20 protein-coding genes are annotated in these 20,097 nt (G+C 68.6%); 7 read left to right on the forward strand and 13 right to left on the reverse strand.

Annotation, left to right across the window (positions count from 1 at the left end; translation table 11 throughout):
- Positions 1–18: 18 nt before the first annotated feature.
- The 8 genes from ABZV93_RS00065 to ABZV93_RS00100 form a co-directional block, all read right to left on the reverse strand.
- Positions 19–1,095: an ABC transporter ATP-binding protein gene (locus tag ABZV93_RS00065; RefSeq protein WP_354927751.1), complete on the reverse strand. Its 1,077-nt coding sequence runs from the start codon at positions 1,093–1,095 to the stop codon at positions 19–21.
- Positions 1,095–2,114: an ABC transporter ATP-binding protein gene (locus ABZV93_RS00070; RefSeq protein WP_354927754.1), complete on the reverse strand. Its 1,020-nt coding sequence runs from the start codon at positions 2,112–2,114 to the stop codon at positions 1,095–1,097. Before ABZV93_RS00070 ends, ABZV93_RS00065 begins: the two co-directional genes overlap by 1 nt.
- A 6-nt stretch (positions 2,115–2,120) precedes the next feature.
- Entirely contained in the window at positions 2,121–2,999 is an 879-nt protein-coding gene (locus ABZV93_RS00075) for an ABC transporter permease (protein ID WP_354927757.1), read from the reverse strand.
- Positions 2,996–3,931, reverse strand: coding sequence for an ABC transporter permease (locus ABZV93_RS00080; RefSeq protein WP_354927760.1), 936 nt, complete (start codon positions 3,929–3,931; stop codon positions 2,996–2,998). Before ABZV93_RS00080 ends, ABZV93_RS00075 begins: the two co-directional genes overlap by 4 nt.
- A gap of 33 nt (positions 3,932–3,964) precedes the next feature.
- Positions 3,965–5,752: a peptide ABC transporter substrate-binding protein gene (locus tag ABZV93_RS00085; RefSeq protein WP_354927763.1), complete on the reverse strand. Its 1,788-nt coding sequence runs from the start codon at positions 5,750–5,752 to the stop codon at positions 3,965–3,967.
- A 133-nt stretch (positions 5,753–5,885) separates the two neighbouring features.
- The gene (locus tag ABZV93_RS00090) at positions 5,886–6,617 is read right to left on the reverse strand and encodes an FCD domain-containing protein (RefSeq protein WP_354927765.1); all 732 of its coding nucleotides are present in this window, start codon (positions 6,615–6,617) and stop codon (positions 5,886–5,888) included.
- A 289-nt stretch (positions 6,618–6,906) separates the two neighbouring features.
- Positions 6,907–7,407: a GNAT family N-acetyltransferase gene (locus ABZV93_RS00095; protein ID WP_354927768.1), complete on the reverse strand. Its 501-nt coding sequence runs from the start codon at positions 7,405–7,407 to the stop codon at positions 6,907–6,909.
- A gap of 103 nt (positions 7,408–7,510) precedes the next feature.
- Positions 7,511–8,434, reverse strand: coding sequence for an aminoglycoside phosphotransferase family protein (locus tag ABZV93_RS00100; RefSeq protein WP_354927771.1), 924 nt, complete (start codon positions 8,432–8,434; stop codon positions 7,511–7,513).
- 155 nt (positions 8,435–8,589) lie between these two features.
- Between ABZV93_RS00100 and ABZV93_RS00105 the strand changes: the two genes are divergently transcribed.
- The 3 genes from ABZV93_RS00105 to ABZV93_RS00115 are packed head-to-tail and all read left to right on the forward strand — an operon-like array spanning position 8,590 to position 12,160.
- Entirely contained in the window at positions 8,590–9,111 is a 522-nt protein-coding gene (locus ABZV93_RS00105) for a MarR family transcriptional regulator (protein ID WP_354927774.1), read from the forward strand.
- Positions 9,108–11,168 (forward strand): chloride channel protein, encoded by a 2,061-nt coding sequence (locus ABZV93_RS00110; protein WP_354927777.1) that lies wholly within the window; start codon positions 9,108–9,110, stop codon positions 11,166–11,168. The genes ABZV93_RS00105 and ABZV93_RS00110 overlap by 4 nt, the downstream gene beginning before the upstream one ends.
- Positions 11,169–11,182: 14 nt before the next feature.
- On the forward strand, positions 11,183–12,160 hold the full coding sequence (locus tag ABZV93_RS00115; protein WP_354927780.1) for a cytochrome c oxidase assembly protein: 978 nt from the start codon (positions 11,183–11,185) through the stop codon (positions 12,158–12,160).
- A gap of 4 nt (positions 12,161–12,164) precedes the next feature.
- Here the strand turns inward: ABZV93_RS00115 and ABZV93_RS00120 are convergent, their stop codons facing one another.
- Both ABZV93_RS00120 and ABZV93_RS00125 read right to left on the reverse strand, forming a co-directional pair.
- Positions 12,165–13,001: an LLM class flavin-dependent oxidoreductase gene (locus ABZV93_RS00120; RefSeq protein WP_354927783.1), complete on the reverse strand. Its 837-nt coding sequence runs from the start codon at positions 12,999–13,001 to the stop codon at positions 12,165–12,167.
- Between the two features lie 57 nt (positions 13,002–13,058).
- The gene (locus ABZV93_RS00125) at positions 13,059–14,078 is read right to left on the reverse strand and encodes an aldo/keto reductase (RefSeq protein WP_354927786.1); all 1,020 of its coding nucleotides are present in this window, start codon (positions 14,076–14,078) and stop codon (positions 13,059–13,061) included.
- A 143-nt stretch (positions 14,079–14,221) separates the two neighbouring features.
- On the opposite strand from ABZV93_RS00125, the gene ABZV93_RS00130 reads away from it, so the two are divergent.
- Positions 14,222–14,845 carry a helix-turn-helix domain-containing protein gene (locus tag ABZV93_RS00130; RefSeq protein ID WP_354927789.1) on the forward strand — a complete coding sequence of 208 codons (624 nt, stop codon included), beginning with the start codon at positions 14,222–14,224 and terminating at the stop codon, positions 14,843–14,845.
- 30 nt (positions 14,846–14,875) lie between these two features.
- Here the strand turns inward: ABZV93_RS00130 and ABZV93_RS00135 are convergent, their stop codons facing one another.
- Positions 14,876–15,826, reverse strand: a complete 951-nt coding sequence (locus ABZV93_RS00135; RefSeq protein ID WP_354927792.1) for a WYL domain-containing protein — start codon at positions 15,824–15,826, stop codon at positions 14,876–14,878.
- A gap of 67 nt (positions 15,827–15,893) precedes the next feature.
- Between ABZV93_RS00135 and ABZV93_RS00140 the strand changes: the two genes are divergently transcribed.
- The 3 genes from ABZV93_RS00140 to ABZV93_RS00150 all read left to right on the forward strand — a co-directional run bounded on the left by ABZV93_RS00140 (position 15,894) and on the right by ABZV93_RS00150 (position 18,032).
- On the forward strand, positions 15,894–16,442 hold the full coding sequence (locus tag ABZV93_RS00140; protein WP_354927795.1) for a DUF664 domain-containing protein: 549 nt from the start codon (positions 15,894–15,896) through the stop codon (positions 16,440–16,442).
- A gap of 33 nt (positions 16,443–16,475) precedes the next feature.
- A complete protein-coding gene (locus ABZV93_RS00145; protein ID WP_354927798.1) occupies positions 16,476–16,634 on the forward strand; it encodes a hypothetical protein in 159 nt (52 codons plus the stop codon).
- 156 nt (positions 16,635–16,790) lie between these two features.
- Positions 16,791–18,032 carry an ankyrin repeat domain-containing protein gene (locus tag ABZV93_RS00150; protein WP_354927801.1) on the forward strand — a complete coding sequence of 414 codons (1,242 nt, stop codon included), beginning with the start codon at positions 16,791–16,793 and terminating at the stop codon, positions 18,030–18,032.
- 156 nt (positions 18,033–18,188) lie between these two features.
- On the opposite strand, the gene ABZV93_RS00155 is transcribed toward ABZV93_RS00150, so the two are convergent.
- Both ABZV93_RS00155 and ABZV93_RS00160 read right to left on the reverse strand, forming a co-directional pair.
- Positions 18,189–19,007 (reverse strand): aminoglycoside phosphotransferase family protein, encoded by an 819-nt coding sequence (locus ABZV93_RS00155; protein ID WP_354927804.1) that lies wholly within the window; start codon positions 19,005–19,007, stop codon positions 18,189–18,191.
- Between the two features lie 36 nt (positions 19,008–19,043).
- Positions 19,044–19,934: a slipin family protein gene (locus ABZV93_RS00160; RefSeq protein ID WP_354927807.1), complete on the reverse strand. Its 891-nt coding sequence runs from the start codon at positions 19,932–19,934 to the stop codon at positions 19,044–19,046.
- Positions 19,935–20,097: the final 163 nt, after the last annotated feature.

Consider the following 20,097-nt stretch of genomic DNA (forward strand, 5'->3'; position numbering starts at 1 on the left):
TTCGACGGCGTTTCGGACTCAATGCTCGACTGTGGGTGCCACGTCGAACGGGTTGTTGCGTACGGCCTCGTCAGCGAAGTGACAGGCGACCCGATGGCCGGACGCGACCTGCTCCAGCGGCGGTTCCTCGGTACGGCAGCGCTCCCGGGCCAGCGGGCACCGGGTGTGGAACCGGCAGCCGGCGGGAGGGGCCAGCGAGCTCGGAACCTCACCACCCACGACGGTGTCCCCGTGCTTCCGGCTGAGCATCGGGTCGGGAACAGGGACGGCGGAGAAGAGGCCCTGTGTGTAGGGATGATGAGGTCGTGCGTACAGCGAGTCGCGCTCGGCGATCTCCACGATCTTCCCGAGGTACATCACCGCCACCCGGTCGCTCATCTGCCCGACGACGGCGAGGTCGTGGGCGATGAAGAGGTAGGACAGACCCAGCCGGTCCTGCAGATCTGTCAGCAGCTGGAGGATCTGCGCCTGGATCGACACGTCGAGGGCGGACACCGGCTCGTCCAGAACGAGGAAGGACGGCTCGGCCGCGAGGGCCCGCGCGATCCCGATCCGTTGGCACTGCCCGCCACTGAACTCGTGCGGAAAGCGGGAGACCGCATCCGTGGGAAGGCCCACGAGGTCGAGGAGCTCCTCCACGCGTTCGCGTTGGCGTTCCTTGGGAACAAGACGGTGTACGTGGAGAGGTTCACGAAGGAGTTGGCCCACGGTGTGCCGTGGGTTGAGGGAGCCGACAGGATCCTGGAAGACGATCTGCATCCGCCGGCGGAGTCCGCTGAGTTCTCGACGGCTCATGCTCGTCAGGTCCCGCCCCTCGAACCGGACTGAACCCGCGGTCGGACGTTCGAGGAGCAGGACCGAACGGCCGGTGGTGCTCTTCCCGCAACCGCTCTCACCGACCAGGCCGAGTGTCTGGTGCGTGCCGAGGGAGAGGTCGACTCCGTCCACCGCGTGGACGGTCTCCCGCCGTCTGACCACCGTGCCCGCACCGCGGACCTGGTAGTGGACCACCAGCCCTTCCACCTCCAGCAGCGGATTCTGCACGGTGTGCACCGGTGTTGCCGCGGTCGTGGGGGTGGTGGGTGTCGACGTCATCACGCGACCTCCGTTGCGTCGGTGACCGGGTGCCAGCAGGCGATCGAGTGACCCGGCCGGATGTCGTCCAGGGGAGGAGTCCGAGTACGACAGGTGTCGGTGGCGCGCTCACAACGCGGGGCGAACGGGCAGCCGTCGACTCGCTCGGTCACGCGGGGAGGCAGGCCGGGAATGGCATGGAACTTACGGGTCCTGGTCGCCGTCAGCCTCGGCACGCACCGCAGCAGACCCAGCGTGTAGGGGTGAGCGGGGTGAGCGAACAGATCGGTGACCGTGGCGGTCTCCATTACCCTGCCGGCGTACATCACGACGACCCGGTCGCAGTGCCCGGCGACGATGCCCAGGTTGTGCGTGATCAGGATCGCTCCGACATTCGACTCCGCGACCAGATCGTCGAACAGCTTGAGGATCTGCGCCTGGATGGTGACGTCCAAGGCGGTGGTCGGCTCGTCCGCGATCAGCAGCCGCGGCCGGCACGCCATCGCCAGCGCGATCATCACCCGCTGCAGCTGACCACCACTCAGGCGGTGCGGGTACTCGCGCATGCGGGTCGCGGGGTCGGGGATCCCCACCGACCGCAGGAGTTCGACCGTCCGGTCGCGGCGTTCGGCCCCGGACAGGCCCAGATGCAGTGACAGGACCTCGTCGAAGTGGTCTTCCACGGTCAGTACGGGGTTGAGCGACGTCATGGGGTTCTGCGGGATCATGCCGATCTGCCGGCCGCGGATGTGCCGCATTCGATGCTCGGGTTGGGCGAGCAGGCTTTCTCCGGCGAACACGATGTCACCCCCGGTGATTCGCCCGGGTGAGGGCACCATGCGCAAGACGGACTGGGCCGTGACGCTCTTGCCGGAGCCGCTCTCACCCACGACGCCGAGCCGCTCACCGGCGCCCACCCGTAGGTCCAGTCCCTGTACGGCGTAGATGGTGCTGCGCTCCAGGCGGAAGGAGACCTGTAGATCCTTGACCTCCAGCAGCGGCCGGCTGTCGAGGCTTTGTGGTTGCTGGTCGTCGCGCATGTCCGGCTACCTCGAGGTCGGGTCGAGGGCGTCGCGCAGACCGTCCCCGGCGAAGCTGAACGTCAGGGTCGCGAGCGCGATGCAGACGATGGGCAGGAGGGCGACGGTGAGATTGATGGTGAGGTACTGCTGACCGTCGTTGATCATCTTTCCCCAGTCCGCGATCGGATCCTGCACACCGAGTCCGAGGAAGCTGAACCCCGCCGCGGCGAAGACGGTGGCCGGGATCTGCTGAACGAAGAAGACGATCAGCGGCCCGACCGCGCTCGGCAGCACGTGCACGGTGATGATCCGCCACGTCGGCACACCCATGGCTCTGGCGGCGACCACGAAGTCACGGTCTCGCAGCGCGATGTACTGCGCGCGTGCGAGCCGGGCGAACCCGACCCACGCCGTCACCCCGAGGAAGAGCAGCAGCTTCAGTACGCCGGACCCGAACAGCGCGATCAGCAACAGGGCCAGCAGAATCTGCGGCACCATCGTGAAGATCTCGAAGGCCCGCAGGGTGATCGCGTCGACGATCCCACCGAACCACCCGCTCGCGACTCCGATCGGGATTCCGATCAGTGCGCCGACGAGCGGCGCGCCGACGGCGATGGTCATCGAGGTCTGCGCGCCGTAGATCGCCCGGCTCAGCAGGTCCCTGCCCAACTCGTCGGTGCCCAGCAGGTGGTGCAGGCTCGGGCCGACCAGGGACTGGCTGAGGTCCTGGGCGGCGTAGCCGTACGGGGCGATGAGTGGTGCCAGCGTGGCGACCAGCAGGATGAGCACGGCGATGACGCCGCTGACGAGCGCGAGCCGGTTGCGCCGGTAGCGGTACCACGCCGCGTGCCAGAATCCGGACTTCGAGCGCCGTGCGGTCGAGCGTTCCAGTGCCACGGTCATCGGGAGAGTCCCTCCAGTCGCACCCGAGGATCGACGAGTGTGTAGGCGACGTCGCTCAGGATGTAGCAGGTCCCCCACAGCACCGCGACGATGAGCACCAGAGCGAGGATCAGCGGATAGTCGCGGTGCAGACTGGCCGTGGTGAAGTAGCTCCCGAGCCCGGGAAGAGCGAAGGTCGCCTCGATGAAGATCGACCCGGTGAGGATGTTCGGGATGTTCGGGCCCATGATCGTGATCAGGGGGATGAGTGCGGTACGCAGGATGTAGCGCACGGTGAGTCGCCGTTCGGACAACCCGCGCGCCCGTCCCATGCGTACGTAGTCGGCATAGGTCACCTCGAGGGTGCTTGCCCTGGTGTATCTGGCCATCAGCGCCATCGGATACAGCGAGAACGCGATGACAGGAAGGATGAGGTCCTGCGGCTGGCCCCAGCCGCCCACGGGCAACCACCCGAGCTTGACCGAGAACAGCGAGATGAGCAGGAAGCCGACGACGTAGTTGGGCAGCGCCACGCCCACGGTCGACACCGCCGAGGTGAGCAGCCAGTCCAGCCAGGTGTTGTGCCGCAACGCCGCGGCACAACCCATCACCAGGCCGCCGACGTAGGAGACCAGGATCGTGAGGCCGCCGATGACGAGCGTGATCGGCCAGGCCTTGGCGATCAGCCCGGTCACCGTCATCGTCGGCTGCTCGAACGGAATGCCCAGGTCGCCGTGCAGGAGGGCCCACAGCCAGTTGAGGTACTGCCGCCAGATCGGCTGGTCCAGTCCGTACTTGCGCATGACGTTCGCCATGGCGGGACCCGGAAGGGGCTGCTGGGTCTGGTCGAACGGTCCACCGGGCACGGCGTGCATGAGTCCGAAGATGAGCATGGTCACGACGAACATAACGAGTAGCAGGGTCAGGAACCTTCGGGCGAGATAGGCAACCAAGGCCGCACCACCTTCCGCGGTCGATGCGACGGGTCAGGAGATGCCACTCGGCTTCTGGCGGGGCCAGTTCTGTTTGTTCTGTGCGACGTAGAGCCCCTGGAGGGAGTCGCTGGTCGCGCCGAACCCGGGCCACTGGATGCCGTCGTAGCCGTTCTTGTTCTTCGACAGGGCCTTGCCCTGCATGTAAGGGGCGTAGTAGTAGCCGTAGAGCAGGTGGAAGATGAACACTCCCGGCGCTTCCTTGGTCAACTGGACCTGCGCCTCGGTGTAGATCTCCTGGCGCGCTGGGGGCTTGCTCTCGGCCGCGCCCTTCGCCAGCAGCTTGTCGTACTGCGCGTTGTTCCAGTTGTGCCGGCCGTCGCTCTTGTAGACGCTGAGCATGTTCGACGCGTCGAAGTAGTCCATGCCGTAGGACACGAAGCCCATCTGGATCTCGGTCGGCTTCTTGTTCATCCTTGCGTAGAAGGTGGTCTTGTCCAGTTGCTGGAGCTGGATGTTGATGCCGAGTGTGGAGTTCCACGTGTGGGTCAGCGCCTGCACGACCGCCTCGGTGTTGGAGACCGCGTTCGCCCACCAGTAGAACTTCACCGGAGGGAAGCCCTTGCCGTTGGGGTATCCCGCCTGCGCGAGCAGGGACTTGGCCTTCGCGGGGTCGTAGTTGGTGTAGGGCTTCAGCGGATCCTCGACAGCGAAGGGGTAGCCCGGTGTGAGGTAGCCGTACGCCGGAGTGGCGAGAGGTGCGAGCAGGCTCTTGATCAGGGAGTCCCGGTCGACGCTGTGTGCCAGGGCCTGGCGGACCTTCACGTTGTCGAAGGGTGCCTTCTTCGTGTCGAAGAAGGTGTACCAGATCTCGAAGTCGTTCGGGTTCTTGTAGAGGTGGAGGGCCTTCGTCTTCGGGTTCTTGGCCGCGATCTTCAGGTCCAGCGGAGTCACGCTCAGCTGGTCGACCTGCCCGGTCTGGAAGCGCGGGAGCATGTCGCCGCCGGCGTAGATCTTGCCCACCAGGGTGTCGATCGGCGGCTTGAAGGGGCCGGTGTACTTCTTGTTCGGCCCGAGAACGACCTGGGCGGTGGGGTCGAACTTGGTGAGTGTGTACGGCCCACAGGTGACACAGGTCGCCGGGTTGATGTTGTAGCTGCCCGAACCGTACTTGTGCAGTGCCGCGGCCGACAGCGGCGTGGTGTAGAGGCAGGCGGACGGGATGTAGGCGACGGGTCCCTCGGTCTCGATGACGAGGGTGTACTTGTCCTTCCCCTGCTTCACACCGATCGAGCTGGTCGGCACCTTGCCCGCGACCGCGTCGGTGTAGTTCTTGATGACACCGGACCAGAACCAGCTGAAGTCCCATGCGTGCTTGGGATCGGCGGAATACCGCAGCGTCTCGACGTAGTCGGTGGCGGTGAGCTCCTTGCCGTCGGACCACATGATCCCCTTGCGGAGATGGAACGTCCAGCTGTTCTTGTCGGCGGACTGCTCCCAGCCGCCGGCCGCGCCCGGGACGATCTGGTAGTTCTGGTTGAGCCGTACCAGGGGGATGTTGAACTGGTCCGCCAGCGGGGCGCGAGAGTAGACGTTCTCGTAGAAGTCGAGGGCCTTGTAGCTGGCGCCCGTGGAATCGAACGGCAGGACGTAGTACTGGTCGCCGGCGGAGGCCGCACCGGCGGGAAGCTTCAGGCCGAGTGCGTTCTTGCTTCCTGCGCCGCTGGTGGCCTTCTGGGTGTTGCCACAGGCGGCGAGGGTCAGTGCCGAGGCACCTACCAGGAACCCTCGGCGGGTCAGGTGTGGAAGGCGTGCGGACTGTCCGCTCGATAGATCGCTCATTGCCGTACCTCCATCATTTCTGTGGTCCGAGGCCACACGTGGCAGACCTCGAATCCGCGAGCAGTCACCTCAACCCCCGACCACGTCCTGGAAGACGCCAGGAAGTGAATGAGCACCCCGTGTTCCACCGTTGCTAGGTGGCGCGCCCCTCCTTCTCCTCGGCGCGCTCGTCGCCGTCATCTGGCGACAGGTGCAGGTCGATCATCTGACGGATGTTTCCTGGGTCACGCGTCCGTAGCAGCTGCACTATCGAACGGTGACTCTCGAGAAGCCTTTCCACCGGTGGTTTTCGGACCAGCGCCCGCCGGTAACCGAACTCCCAGAAGAAGTTGTGGAGGATGGTCCCGATCGTTACCAGGAACTGGTTTCCGGTGGCACGGAGCAGAACGTCGTGGAACTCCTCGTGGAGCGCGGCGGCCTTGCCGGTGTCCTCGGCGTTCACCATCGCCGAACTGACCTCGTCGAGACGGTCCAGGTCGGACGGGGATGCCCGGTCGATGACCAGCTCATAGATTCCGCGCTCCCAGATGGAGCGGACCTCGAGGTAGTCCTGCTCGGTCAGGTCGTCCGAGCCCATCCAGGCGGCGATCTGCGCGAACACCTCCGTGTCGGCGACGTCGGCGACATAGGTGCCGCTGCCCTGCGTTACGCGCAGCATCCCCAGTGCCTCCAGTGATGCGACCGCCTGCCTGAGCACGTTGCGACTGACCCCGAGCGACTGGGCGAGGCTGGGCTCTGCTGGAAGGCGGGTGCCGACCGCAAGGCGGTTGGTCAGGATGTAGTCGCGAAGGGCTGCTGCGGTCTGGTCGGTGAGGCGCTTGCGAGAGACGACGTTCAGACCGCTGCTTCGGAATGGGTCAATCATTCTCTGTCTGCCTCATTCTCTGGGTGCGAGAAAGATACGGCCGAGCGAATTGGGTGTCAACGGCTACTTGTCGAAAGGACTCCTCGGAAACGTGGTCGCCTGTCCGCCGACAAAAGTCGTCCGTCCCCAATCGGCCAAAATTTGGTCGGTGCATGGTTGTCGCGTTACCTAGAGAAGAAAACAAGGCGCCTCCTGTACTGCTCGACCGTTTCCTGGTTATGGGTGGTGTTCCCAGTAGGTGAGCCAGCTGTGGGCGTGAAGGGCCGAACTCCGTCCGCGTGCTCCGAGGTCAGCGTTCGGTTGTCAGGTGCTTGACATACCTGCGGCAGGGCACGGGGATGGGGCCGTGCTCACCGGCGGCCGCATAGTCGAACGGGCCGGCGTCGCGCCAACCGTGGCGTTCGTAGAAACGGCGCGCCCGGGCGTTTCCGGGAACGACGGCGAGCCAGGCCTCCTCGTGCCCGGCCGCACGGATCTGTAGTTCGGCCTCGTCGAGGAGCAGACCGGCCACGCCGGTTCCCCGATGGTGAGCGGCGACGTACATCTGTTCCACCTCGTCGGATACCACCATGACGAACCCCGCGACCTCGCCCGAGGATTCGGCGACCGTGGCGTCAGCTACTCGTTGCGCCGCCCTGGTGCGGAACGACTCCGGGTCACGCGCCGAGACCAGTTCCTCGGGCACCCGCCCGTCGTGGCCGTCGTGCCAGCCCGCGTTCCAGATCTCGGCGATGGCCGGCGCATCGTCAGGCAGCGCTTGACGCAGGAGAAAGCTCTGGTTGACGGTCACGACGCGGCCTCCGTCAGTCTCGCGATGGTGATGATCTCCGGTTCCCGTCCGGTGAAAGGCTGCCGGCCCCAGCCTCCGAAGCGGTCCGCGTGAGCGGGCCGGCTCAGGTCAGGATGCTCGCGAACTCGTCGTTGGTCTCCTGGTCGTGCCGTGGGGTCTTCCACTCGAAGTGCTGCTGGGCCCGGACGACAGCACGGACCTGAGCCCACCGGCGTACGTGCTCCCGGTCGAGTTCGGCCGCCTCGGCGAAGATCGCCAACCACCGGTGCACGGCTGGTTCGAAGTGTTCCGGGGCGATGAGCCCCACCTCGCGGCCTCCGACTGCGGTGGTGCGGAGCAGGGTCGAGGCGTCGAACGCCGGGTCGCCGACCCACCCGCTGGGATCGATGACCTGCCAGGGTTCCCGTACGCCTCGCAGCACGTTGTTCAGGTGCAGGTCGCCGTGCACCATCGTGTCCGGCTGGTCATGGCAGAGGTCCCGCACCGTGTCGCGGGCGGTGTCCACGACGCGAGCGGGGAGCCGGCCCGCCGCCCGGTCGACGATCTCGGCCCATTCCGGCGCCCAGTCGGAGACGCGCGGCAGGTCCGGGGGAGCGGGTACGGCGAGCCGGCGAACGAGGACTCCCGCGAGCCGGATCGCGTCGTCGACCGGTAGCACTTCGTACGGCCGCTCTGCGCCCACGCGCTCCAGCAACAGCGCGAACCGCTCGTCGTCGCGTTCCCACAGCTGCACGGCTCCGCGGCCGCGCCACGTCCGGTAGGCCTCCGGCTCGTGCACGTTGGCCGGGTGCGGAAAGGACACCTTGAGTACGACGTCACCGTACGCGCCGGACTTGGCCGGAAGCACGATGCCGACCTTGCCGCCGACCGCCGGGCCATCGGGCACGCAGTTCCAGCGCTGCAGAAGCTCGTCCAGCAGGGCAGGTAACGACGCCAGCCACGCGGTTCCGCCCTCGCGCGGGATGGTCGCCCGCCGTAGCTCCTCCGGAATCTCCGTCACCACGAGTGCAGCGACCTCCCCGATCACGCCGTTCGGCTCCGTGTCGACCTTACTGAACGAGGAAAGCTCATCGCACCAGTTCCTGAGCGCCTGAAGGCCCTGATTGCCTCGAAGGTCCTGAGCAGCGCAGAGCCGGGGGAGCCGGATCGAACCGGATCATTGCGGAATGCAATAATCGCCCAGTGCATGAATCAGCCGAGGACCCCGAGGGTGTGGTCGACGCGTTGATCACGGCCAGCCGTGCGCTGGTGGCGGTGGCCGCCCGTTCGGTGGCCGATCTCGGTGACGTGACGCTTCCGCAGTACCGCGCGCTGGTCGTTCTGGCCAGCCGTGGGCCGCAGCGGGCGGTCGACCTGGCAGCGGAGCTGGGCGTCACACCCTCGACCGCCACCCGGCTGATCGACCGCCTTGTGAAGGCGGACCTGGTGGACCGGCAGCCCCTTCCCGGTGACCGTCGCGCGGTCGAGGTGACGCTGAAACCGGCCGGACGGCGCTATGTCGCCAAGGTGACCCGTCGCCGGCGTGCCGAGATCCGCCGCATCGTCGAGCGGATGTCGCCGCAGGAGCAGACCGGCGCCGTGGCCGGACTCCGTGCGTTGGCGAACGCCGCTGGTGAGGTGCCCGAGCAGCAGTGGTGGCTGGGATTCGAACAGCTCGAGCGCAACGAACAGAACGAAGAAGTGGAGGGCGAGCAACGCCTGTGAGTGTGGAATCGATCTCACCTGTCGTGGTCCGGCGTCCGTCCAGCCGGCTGCGTCGCGGCTTCGACTGGTTGCGGGGAACGCCCGCCGGGCTGGTGCCGCTGGCACTGACCGTCGGTGTCGGCGCCGGACTGGGCGCCGTCGCCTTTCGCTACCTGATCGTGTGGTTCACCGAACTCTTCAGCGGCCACGCCGACTACGCAGGCGCCGGACACGCGGCCAACCACCTCCTACCCCGCCTCGGCATGTCTTTCGTCGTTCTCGCCCCGGTCGTCGGCGGCCTGATCTACGGGCCGATCGTGTACCGGTTCGCCCGGGAGGCCCGCGGGCACGGGGTCCCCGAGGTGATGCTCGCGGTCGCCGAACGCGGCGGCCGGATCGCCCCGCAGGTCGCGGTGGTGAAGGCGCTGGCCTCCGCACTGTGCATCGGTTCCGGTGGTTCGGTCGGCCGGGAGGGCCCGATCGTGCAGATCGGTTCGGCGCTCGGGTCCACCCTGGGCCAGCTGGTACGTCTGCCGGAGAAACGCCTGCGCCTGTTGGTGGCCTGCGGCGCGGCCGGTGGCATCTCGGCCACCTTCAACGCCCCGATCGCCGGGGTGTTCTTCGCGATGGAACTGATCCTGAACGACTTCGGCGCGGAGTCGTTCGGCGCGGTGGTCCTGACCTCGGTGACGGCCGCGGTGATCGGGCGCGCGGTGTTCGGCGACGCGCCGTTCCTCCACCTGCCGGCGTTCCACCTCACCTCGCCCGCGGAGTTCGTGACGTACGTCCTGCTCGGTGTGCTCGCCGCGCTCGTCGGGCTGGCGTTCGTCAGGATTCTCTACGGTTTCGAGGATCTCGCCGACCGGATCTGGCGGGGACCGGAGTGGCTGCGCCCGGCGGTCGGCGGCCTGTTGCTGGGCGGGGTGCTGCTCGTGCTGCCGCAGATGTACGGCGTGGGCTACCCCGTGCTGTCCGGCGCCGTCGAGGGCCACTACGTGGTGTGGTTCCTGCTCGTGCTGCTGGTGGGCAAGATCGTCGCCACCAGCCTCACCATCTCGATCGGAGGCTCCGGCGGAGTGTTCGCCCCGTCGCTGTTCCTCGGCGCGATGGCCGGCAGTGCGTTCGGCCTGGCCGCGCACGCCGCGCTGCCGGGGCTGGTGGGATCGGCCGGCGCGTACGGACTGGTCGGCATGGGCGCGGTCTTCGCCGCGACCTCGCAGGCACCCATCACCGCCGTGATCATCATCTTCGAACTCACCGGCGACTACTCGATCATCCTTCCGCTGATGGCCGCGGTCGCGGTGGCGACCGCCCTGTCCAAGCGGCTGTCCCGGGACACCATGTACACGCTCAAGCTCCGCCGCCGGGGCATCGACATCCTGCGCGGGCGTTCGGCCAGCCTGCTGGAGACGCTTACCGTCGCGGAGGCGATGCGGCCGGTGCCGGCACCGCTCGCCGTCGACGCTCCGCTGGACGACGTACTGTCCCGGCTGGCGGAGGGCGGCGATCCGGCGGTGCCCGTCGTCGACGCCCAGGGCGCCTACCGGGGGACGATTTCGGTACGTCAGGCCGAGGCCGCGGCCCGGGACAACGAACTCGACGCGACGGCCGGGGACCTCGCCTCCGCCGTGCCCGCCCTGTCCGGTGGCCAGACCCTGGCCAGTGCGCTGAGCATGCTCGACAACGCCGAGGACGACGGCCTGCCGGTGCTCGCCGACGACGGGACCGAACTCGTCGGCTGGCTGAACCACAGGCAGGTGCTGACGAGGTACCGGCGCCGGCTCGCCGACGTCGCCGAGGACGCCCGCTCCGAGCCGCGCAAGCTCGGTGGCTTCCGGGTGGTCGGGCTCACCCTCGACGGCAGCGCCGGAGGCGACGCCGACCTTGCCGGGCTGCGGATCAGCGAGGTGAACTGGCCGCCCACCACCCGCGTGATGGCGATCCGCCGTGACGACGCCGCGGTGCCGGTCACCGGCGACACGGTCCTGGAGAGCGGTGACCGGCTGAGCGTGCTGGTGCCCGCCGAGTACGCCGACCGGCTGGGTGATCTCGCTCCGCGACCGGCGGCGCACGTCTGATCGAGGTGAGGGGCATGGACGGGATGAGCGGCGGCATGAGCGGGCCGATGTGGATGCCCATGCTCGCGCCGACGCTCTCCCGGCTGCTCGCCTGGCATCCGCAACCCGTCCCGGTCTTTCCGGTCGGCTGCGCGGTCGCCCTGCTGGCGTACACCGTCGGCATGGTGGCCGCGCGGCGTCGAGGGGTGCGCTGGCCCGTCGGCAGGTGGATCGTCTTCGTGACCGGCTTGCTCACCGTCGTTGCCGTCACCGGGACAGGCATCGGCGGGTACGGCATGCGGTTGTTCAGCGTGCACATGGTTCAGCACATGGTGCTGAGCATGCTGTCACCGGTGCTTCTCCTTCTGGGAGCACCGGTGACGCTCGCCCTGCGCGCGCTGCAACCCGCCCGGCGTGGGCGCCGCGGTCCGCGCGAGGTGTTGCTGGTCGTACTGCACAGCAGGGTCGCGCGGGTGCTCGCGTCGCCGTTCTTCAACCTGCCGTTGTTTCTCGTCAGCCTGTACGGGTTGTACTACACGCCCGTGTTCGACGCGGCGATGTCGAACTGGGCCGGCCACAACCTCATGCTGGTTCACTTTCTGGCCGTCGGCCTGCTCTTCTTCTGGCCGATCCTCGGCGTCGACCCCGGCCCGCACCGGGTGGGCCATCCGGTTCGGCTGGCGGAGTTGTTCGTGGGCGTTCCGTTCCATGCCGTCTTCGGGATCGCGGTGATGATGTCCTCGTCCCTGATCGCCGGCTACTTCGCGCATCCGCCTGCCGGGTGGGGAGTTTCGCCGTTGCAGGACCAGTCCACCGGCGGGGGCATCGCGTGGGCGTTCACCGAGGTGCCCACCGCGCTGGTCCTGGTGGTGGTGTTCCTCGACTGGTGGCGCAGCGACCAGCGCCTGGCCAGGCGCACCGACCGGGCCGCGGCCCGTGACGACGACGCCGAACTGGCGGAGTACAACGCCCGCCTGCAAAGCCTCGCCCGGCGCGCACCGAACGACCGCTGACCTGTCAGCCGATGAGCTCGTCGGCGACCCACCGCGCGACGTCGGTGGGGTAGGGCGCCGACAGCCCAAGGATGACGTGCCCGAAGCCGGCGCCGACAGCCTGGGCGATCGCGTCGCGGGTGAGGGCCGGGTGGTCGTAGGAGACCGGCAGGTGGATCGAGCGGACGATCGAGGCCGGGTCCCGGCCGATCTCGGCGCAGTACTTGTCCAGCAGGGCACTTCGTCGAACGAGGTCGTCGACGGGACCGCCACCGGGGATGTTCCACAGGTCGGCGTGCTCGGCCACCACGCGCAGTGTCGCCGACGAGCGCCCGCCGATCATGATCGGGGGGTGGGGACGTTGGACGGGCTTGGGGTTTCCGTACGCACCTGTGAGTCGGACGTACGTGCCGTCGAAGTCGAAGGGCTGCTCGGAGGTCCACAACCGCCGGATCACCGTGCAGGCTTCCGCGAGACTCCCGACGGCGTGCTCGGCGTCGTGGAACGGCAGCCCGTGTGCTTCGTACTCACGCTGAGCCAGCGGATGGTTGGGCCGTGAGCCGGCACCGATGCCGAAGTCGAGCCGTCCCCCGGAAACCACGTCGACGGTGGCCGCGATCTTGGCCAGCATGGCGGGTGGGCGGAAACGGTTGCTGGTCACGAGCACACCGAGCCGCAGCCGCCGGGTGTGGGCGGCGAGTGCGGAGAGCAGTGTCCAGCCTTCGTACGTAGGTCCGTTCGGGTCGCCGAAGATCGGCATCAGGTGGTCGAACAGCCAGGCGTGCTCGATCTGCGGAATCGCGTCCGCCTCCCGCCAGACCCGGAGGATGTCGGCGTAGTCGACCTGGGAGGGTGCGGTCATGATCCCGAAGCTGGGTGGGGATGTGGGCTGGGTGCGTGGCATCAGGACACTCGCCTTTCAGCGGCGGCGCAGGGACGGGTCGAGCAGTGCGGGCGGTGTGTCGTACTTCTCCTGTGGTGCCAGGTCGACACCGGGCGCGACGATCTCGTCGATCGCGTCGAGGACGTCGGCGGAGAGCACGGTGTCGGCCGCGGCGAGCTGTGAGTGCAGGTGGTCCAGGGTTCGGGGTCCGACGAGCGCGCTCGTCACCGCGGGGTGCGCGGTCACGAAGCCCAGCGCCAGTTGGATCATTGTCAAGTCGGCCTTGGCGGCGACCTCGGCGAGGCGTTCGACCGCTTCCAGCCTGGCCCGGTTGGCGGGGATCGAGGTGTCGAAGCGTTCGGGGATCAGTTCCGAACGGTTCGTGGTGATCTCCCGGCCCGCGCGGACCGCGCCGGACAGCCAGCCCGAGGCCAGCGGGCTCCACGCGAGTACGCCGAGGCCGTACTGCTCGGTCACCGGCAGCACGTGGGTCTCGATCCCTCGTTGCAGAATCGAGTAGCTGGGCTGTTCGGTGACGTACCGGCTCAGGTGGTGTTCGCGGGCGGCCCACTGCGCCTGCACGATGCGGTAGGCCGGGAAGGTCGAGCTGCCGAAGTAGCGGATCTTGCCCGCGCGTTGCAGATCCGTCAACGCCGACAGGGTTTCCTCGTCGCTGGTGGTCGGATCCCACCGGTGGATCTGGTAGAGGTCGACGTGGTCGACTCCCAACCGGCGCAGGCTGTTGTCGAGTTCGGTGACCAGCCAGCGACGCGAACTCCCACGGTGGTTGCGTTCTTCGCCGATCGGCAGGCCGGCCTTGGTGGCCAGCACGATGTCGTCACGGCGGCCGGCGATGGCCTTGCCGACCATCTCCTCCGACTCGCCGTCGCCGTATCGATCGGCGGTGTCGATCAGGTTGACGCCGCCCTCGAGAGCGGCGTCGACGATGGCGGTGGCCTCGTCCTGGGTCGTACGTCCGGCTCGGCCGAAGTTCATCGCGCCGAGCGCGAGGGTGCTGACCTGGACTCCGGTGCGGCCCAAGGTGCGGTACTGCATGGGGGACTCCTCCACTGAGTGGCCGAGGTGGCATCATGATGCAAGCGGAACATTGCTCCGGTAAAGATACGGAACGACGTGCCGTTTTGCAAGGTCGGCGGGCGGAGTGGTTCCGGACGTGCGTGGTGGAAGGGAGCGGTTCGGTGAGCGACGGCGGGCAGGGGCGGGAGACCGATGCCGGGCAGCGGCCGGGCGCCGCTTCCGGACAGACCCGGTCCAAGCGGGCGGACGCCCGGCGTAACGAGAAAGCCCTGCTGGACGCGGCCGCCGCCGTGTTCGTGGCGTCCGGCGTGGAGGCGCCGGTACGTGAGATCGCCGCCCGAGCAGGCGTCGGGACGGGGACCATCTACCGGCACTTCCCGACCCGCGCGGACCTGATCATCGCCGTCTTCCGGCACCAGGTCGAGGCCTGCGCCGAGGCCGGCCCGAAGCTGCTGGAGTCCGGCGAGAGCCCCTACGCCGCACTGTCGGAGTGGATCGACCTCTTCGTCGACTTCGTGGTGACCAAGCACGGACTCGCCGCCGTGATGCGGTCCGACACCGCCGGGCTGGAGACTCTCGGCGCCTACTTCCTCGACCGGCTGCTGCCCGTGTGCGGGCAACTGCTGGACGCGTCGGCCGCGGCCGGCGAGATCGAGGACGGAGTGGAGGCGTACGAGCTCATGCGTGGGGTCGGCAACCTCTGCATCGGCGCCGACAACGATCCCCGCTACGACGCGCGCCGACTGGTCGGCCTGCTCGTCGCGGGGTTACGTCAGCCGCGGTAGCGGGACCGCCCGCTCAGCCGCCGGCCTGGGTCATCCGCCGGCCTGGGTCAGGCGCTGCCCCAGAGCTGTGACGGCTCGCTGCAGTTCCGGGGAGGCGAGGACGTGGAACGGCGCTGGGATGGCCGCGAGCTGGCGGGCGTACCACTCGGGTTCGTCGGTCGTCGCGCGCAGGTGGGTTCGCCCGTCGGCGTCTGCCTCGACCCGGCCGAGACTTCGGCGTACCCAGCGCGAGGTCTCCTCGACCGTCGCGTCGACCACGACGTCAACCTCGTACGTCCATCCCTGGGAGAGGTGTTCTTCCAACGTACGCAGGGCATCCAGGTCCGCCGGCGGGGTGAACGACTCGGCCAGCGACTCCACCGACACGATCCGGTCCACCCGCAGCACACGTCGCGCCGACCTGGTGTGGGACCAGCCCAGGAGGTACCACCGGCTGTGCCGGAGTACGACGGCCCAGGGATCGACGTCCATCGTCCGGTCCCTGTCGCGGCCCAGGCGGTAGATCAGTCGCAGCCGGCGCCCAGCCGCGCACGCCTCGACCAGCCGGGTGGTCAGCTCCGGGCTGGCCGACGGCTCGTCGGTGGGGCGGGGAGCGGGCGTGTCGCGAAGACCGCGGACCGGCTCGGCCACCCGCTCTGGCAGCACCCGCACGATCTTGGCCAGAGCGCTGCCCACCAGGTCGGCCGGGTCGGCGGCCCCTCGGTGACCCTCGAGGACGGCCATCACCAGCCCGGCCGCCTCGGCGGCGCTGAACATCAACGGCGCGAGGCGAAGGCCGCGCCCCACCCGGTAACCGCCGTACGGACCGCTGACCGACTCGATCGGGAGGTCCGCCTCCCGCAGGATCGCGACGTAGCGGCGGGCCGCGCGTTCGGTGACCCCGAGCCGCTCGCCCAGCCGCTGGGCCGTGATGCCCGGGCTGTTCTGGATGAGCTCCAGGGCCAGCAGGGCGCGGGAGGTGGGGCTCAGGTCGTCGGTCATCGCTTGCTCATCACCAGCTCCGGTCCCGGCAGCGAAACGTCCGGGACCCACGGTAGCGTCCGGGCCCATGACCACCGACAGCGGCGCGATCCTGCGCGAACCCCCCGTGGCCGGCAACGAAACCGACACCCTCCTCGGCACTCTCGAACGACTTCGCGGGTACGTGGCGTGGAAGTGCGGCGGCCTCGACCAGGCCGGCCTGCGGGCAACCCTCGGGCCGTCCACGGTGACCCTGGGCGGGCTGCTGAAACACCTGGCGGCGGTCGAGGACGACATGTTCTCGGTCAAGCTGCACGGCCGGCCCCCGCAGTCGCCGTGGAACACCGTCGACTGGGACGCCGACCCCGACTGGGAGTGGCGTACGGCCGCCGACGACAGCCCCGAGCCCCTGATGGCGCTGTGGCGGGACTCCGTGGACCGATCCCGCGTCCTGGTGGCGGAGGCGATGGCCGACGGCGGCCTGGACCGCCTGGCCTCCTTCACCTGGCCGGACGGCCGAACACCCAACCTGCGAAGGCTTCTCGCGGACATGGTCGAGGAGTACGCCCGGCACGTCGGCCACGCGGACCTCATCCGGGAGTCGGTGGACGGCCTGGTCGGTGAGGATCCCCGCTGAGGTTCGCAGCGCTGGTGGGCGAAACTGCTGGTGATGGTGGCGCTCGCCGCCGCCGCCACCGGCATCATGACGACGTACGGACCCGGTTGGAGCCTGCTCGTGCCGGCGGTGGTCTGTGCCGCCGGGGCCGTTCTGTTGTCCCGGACCCCGGCCCGGGCGACCCAGGAGGTGAGCGCCGTGCACGGTGGTTGACGGGGCCGGGGCTCGGAGATTAGCGTGCCGGTACGCGCGAGGGGCGCGACCGGTCCGCGGAAAGGGCAGTGCCCACCCACCCGAAGCGTCGAAGGTGGCGAACCTTCTTTCAGCCTGACCCGGGCGGACCCCAGGCGACGTACGAAAGAGGTTCGTATGGACGTCATCCATGCCTGGTCGCTCCCGCCTCGTCCCAGCCTGGAGCAGTACCGCAAGCAGGCCAAGGAGTTACTGAGGGCCTACCGGGCCGGTGATCCGGACGCGATCGACCGTGTCAACCGTGAGTTGCCCGCCGGTGGCGGTTCGGGTCGTCCGCGGGACAGGTCCGGTCCCACTCTCACCGACGCGCAGTTCGTGATCGCCCGGGAACACGGCTTCGCGAGCTGGCCGCGGTTCGCCGCCCACCTGCAAGGGCTGGTTGACGGTGCAGTCGGCAGGTACGAGGCCGCGGTGGACGCGATCATCACCGGCGACCTCGGCGCCCTGACGGAGTTGGTGGACTCCGACCCGGGTCTGGTCCGCGCGCGGTCGACGCGTACGCACCGGGCGACGTTGTTGCACTACGTCGCCGCCAACGGTGTGGAGACGTACCGGCAGAAGACTCCGGCCAACGCGGTCGAGGTCGCCCGGCTGCTGTTGGGACGGGGCGCCGCGGCGGATGCGGGCGCGTCGATGTACGGGGCGGAGGACGCGACCACGATGGAGATGCTCGTGTCCAGCGTCCATCCGGCGCAGGCGGGGATGCAGGTTCCGCTGGTGGACACGCTGGTCGATTTCGGTGCGGCGGTGAACGGTCCGGGGGACGACAACCGGCCGTTGCTGACCGCGCTGGCACACCAGTACCCGCCAGCGGCCGAGGCGCTGGTACGCCGGGGCGCGCGGATCGACGACATCGTGTCGGCTGCCGGCCTCGGCCGCGAGGATCTCGTGCGCGCCTACCTGGACGACGACGGCCGGCTGCGGTCGGACGTCCGGCTCGTCGGGCTCCGGCCCCAGCTGGCGCGACGCCCGGAGGCCAACCTCGCCTGGGCATTCGTGGTCGCGGGTGCGCTGGGGCGTACTCGCGTCGTCGACCTCCTGTCGCGGGGTGGCGTCGACCCGGGCGTACGCGCGATGGCCGGGCTCACTGCCCTGCACTGGGCGGTCGTCAACGGCCACGTCGAGACGGTGGCTGTCCTGCTCGCCCGCGGCGCACCGCTGGAGGACAGTGACAACTACCACCACGCCACGGTGCTGGGGTGCGCAGCCTGGGCAGTCGGCAACGGCACGCATCCCTACGGTCTCACCATCGTCGAGCGCCTGCTGGCGGCAGGCGCGCGGGTGGAGGCAGTCAGCCAGCCGACCGGCGACGACCGCGTCGACGACCTCCTACGCCGTCACGGCGCGCCGATCGACTGACACCCCTCGCGGAGCCTCTCTGTCGTGCCGGCCTCAGACGCAGGAGAGCGTCTTCGTGGCGCCGTTGCTCAGCGTGCACTCCGGCCCCAGCTTCATGCCGGAGGTGTCGTGGAACGTCAGGTGCCACTGATCAAGTCGAGGGCACGCCGACGGTGATCAGTCGAGTAGTGCCATCAGGCGTTCGGCCTGGCGTTCCACTGTGCCTGGGGGATTGCGGAGGTTGTCGACGTCGAAGCTCAGCAGGAACAGCCAGACGAGAGCGAGGAGCCGACGGCATTCGCGAAGCCGAGCGGACTCGTCGGGCGTCAACTCGAACTGGCCGAGCAACCCGGCGACGTCCAGCGGCTGCTCCACCCAGCTACCGACGTGCTCGGTGACCTCCGCCAACTCGAAGGCCCGGTCGCTGCGGCCGGAGTCCTCGAAGTCGACGATCCGGACCCGGCTGCCGTCCCAGAGATAGTTGGCCAGGTTGCCGTCTCCTGGCCCGAAGACCGGCGGGACCTCAGGAGCACCGTCCGCGACGAGCCGCGACCGATCCAGCCAGGCGAGCCCGGCACTCATGGCAGCCTGAAGCGGGCCGCCGAGGGGCACCTGGAGTGTGGCCGCCCACCGACGAATGTGGGTGACGAGTCCTGCCTGCTGGTTGGGCCGGATCGGGACCTGCCCCCGGAGAACGTCGACGGGCACTGCCGTGTGGACCGTGTGCATGGCCGTCGCCAGGGCCGCAAGTTGCTCGCTGCTCAACAGGAGGCCGCGCAGTGGAGTGCCCGGGAGCCGGGACATCACCACCGTCGATCCGTCGACGTCACGCGTGGCCCGCACGGGTTCGGGTGCGAGGCCGGGGGCGTGTTCGTGCAACAGTGTCAGCGCACGCCACTCTCGTTCGCCACATCCTCCGTCGGCTTCCGGAAACCGCTTGGTCGCCTGGTCACCGGCGAGTTCGACCGCATGCGTGCCCCACGCTGCCCGGCTCATGCCGGACGATCCTGCCAGGCCTGAGTGGCGCGGCGGTCAGCGGTGAGGTTGCCGCTCGACCTCGTCCGAACGCGTCTGGCGGGGCACGGCCGGCCGGGACGGAACGGACGACTCGACCTCGGCCGAGTCACTGTCGGGGGTGCGCGCCGACGTCGCGGTCGACAGCTGCTGGACCAGTCCGCCGGCCGCGGTGTCGAGGAACCGCAGCAACTCGACGGGGAAGGGGAGGACGACGGTCGAGTTCTTCTCCGCGGCGACCTCGACGATGGTCTGGAGCAGGCGCAGCTGCAGGGCCGCGGGCGTGTCCGCCATCTCCGTGGCCGCCGAGGCGAGCTTCTTCGACGCCTGGAACTCTCCGTCGGCGGTGATGATCCTGGAACGGCGCTCGCGTTCGGCCTCGGCCTGCCGCGACATGGACCGCTTCATCGTCTCCGGCAACGCGACGTCCTTGATCTCCACCCGGTCGATGGTGATTCCCCACCCGACCGACGGGCTGTCGATCATCAACGCGAGTCCCTCGTTCAGGCGTTCGCGGTTGCAGAGCAGGTCGTCGAGCTCGCTCTTCCCGATGATCGAACGCAGGGAGGTCTGCGCGACCTGGGAGACGGCGAAGTCGTAGTCCTGAACGTTCACGGTCGCCCGGATCGGGTCCTCGACGTTGAAGTACACCACCGCGTCCACCCGTACGGTCACGTTGTCACGGGTGATCCCCTCCTGGGCGGGCACCGGCATCGTCGCGACCTGGATGTTGACCTTCCGCATGCGGTCGACGAACGGGATGATCATCGTGAAGCCGGGTTGCCGTGCGGGGGAGAGCACCCGGCCGAGCCGGAAGACCACACCACGCTCGATCTGGCGTACGACCCGGGCGCTCGCGAAGAACGCGACCAGGGCAAACGCGACAACAAGCACTATTGCGAGAAGCATGCTGACCTCCCGACGTCAGCAACCGGGCAACGCATCAGTTTCGTCACCCACAACCGATCGTATGCCGGATCCGTACGGGAGGTGGCTGCGCGCCCAGCCTGCCAAGGCCGACTTGACCGTGGACAAACCTTTACTCGGCACGTCACCGATCGAAGCTGACCGT

Origin of the sequence: Actinopolymorpha sp. NPDC004070, from assembly GCF_040610475.1 — a bacterium.
Lineage (GTDB): Bacteria > Actinomycetota > Actinomycetes > Propionibacteriales > Actinopolymorphaceae > Actinopolymorpha.